Source organism: Candidatus Streptomyces philanthi (assembly GCF_059553635.1).
Window position 1 is genome coordinate 1 of the sequence record NZ_JCANQV010000595.1, and the last position, 1426, is coordinate 1426.

The 1426-nt window shown below is 76.1% G+C and carries 1 protein-coding gene; it reads right to left on the minus strand.

The genetic code is table 11. From position 1 onward, the window contains the following. Window positions 1–317 precede the first annotated feature (317 nt). A partial coding sequence (locus tag AC51EU_RS30490) for an alpha/beta hydrolase (RefSeq protein ID WP_496270327.1) occupies window positions 318–1426 on the minus strand: 1109 nt, incomplete at its 5' end.

Here is a 1426-nt window from a genome sequence, read left to right on the forward strand (position 1 = left end):
GCCTGACGCGCGAGTTCGGCGGGTGTCGGGATGCCCTCGGGAGGGCGCGGGGCCGGCCGGGCGGCCCGGGTGGTGACCGCCCGTCGGGCGGCCGCAATCGGTTGTCGGGGAACGAGTCGGAGCCGGGAGTCGCGCGGTGTACGGGACGTCACAGGAGCAGTCTTGCCGCTGACGGCCCGAAAACCCAATCGGACGGCGGGATGCGGCGTGATCGTCGCGCACCGCTCCGGCGACCCATCCCGGTTGTGGGGAGTTGTCCCCCTGTTCGGCGTCCGGACACCGGTACGAGAGTGCCGTTCGGGACGTTCGGGGTGCTTCTACATCAGCGGGACGAGGAAGCGGCGCAGGGTCTCCTCGTAGGCGGCGGGGTCCACGTTCCACATCGCGGCGTGCGGGGCGTGTGATACAGCGCTGAGGGTGACCAGCCGCGGGCGGCGCGCGGCGAACGCCCGGGAGGCGGCCCACGGGGCGAGGGTGTCGCCGGGACCGTGCACCAGCAGGGTGGGGACGGTCAGCTCGGCGGGGTCGACGGCGTCGGCGGGCCGGTCGACGGGGAGTCCGGTGTGGCCCTCGGCGGCGCGGACGACCAGGGGCAGCAGGGCGCGCGGCACGCCCCGGGCGACGGCCAGCGCCCGGACGGTGGCGTGCCGGTCGAGGACCGGGGAGTCCAGGACGAGGCCGCTGATCCGGTCGCGCAGGGGGGAGCGGGTGGCGGCGCGCAGCGCCATGGTGGCGCCCGTGGACCAGCCGTGGAGGATGACGTCGCGGGCGCCGTAGCGGACGGCGTAGCGGATCGCGGCGTCCAGGTCGCGCCACTCGGTGTCGCCGAAGTGGTGGAGGCGGTCGGTGGTCTGGGGGGCGCCGACGTCGTTGCGGTAGGCGAGGTCGAGGACGGGGAACTTCAGGCGGTGCAGGAGGCGCAGGACGACCATCGGGTGCTCGCGGGTGGTGCCCAGGCCGTGGACGGTGATGACCCAGGTGTCGCGCAGGCCGGGGACGAACCACGCGGGCAGGGCGCCGAGTTCGCCGGGGACGTCGGCGTCGGCGCACTCCAGGCCGAGGGCGTCGCGGGGGTTGCCCAGGTGCACCTGCGGGGTGAGCCGCATCCGGGCGCCGGGGGTGAGGCTGCCGTGGGTGACGCGTTCCAGCCGCCGCACGACGGTGTCGGCGGAGTGCGGGACGTCGGTGACCAGGGGGCCGACGACGGCGTGGCAGCCGCCCCCGGTGAGCCCGTAGAAGCCGGGGCGCAGGGAGGCGAGGCTGCGGGTGAGGGTGATGCGGCCGTCGGTGGCATTGTGCACGGTGAGGCGGGGGTCGCCGGGCAGGGGGTGGTCGGGCGACGGTCTGAGGGCGACGGCCCCCGCGTACCGGCCGGCCGCCACCGCTGCCGCGCCGGCGCCGATCACGGTGAGGGCGGCCGCTGCCG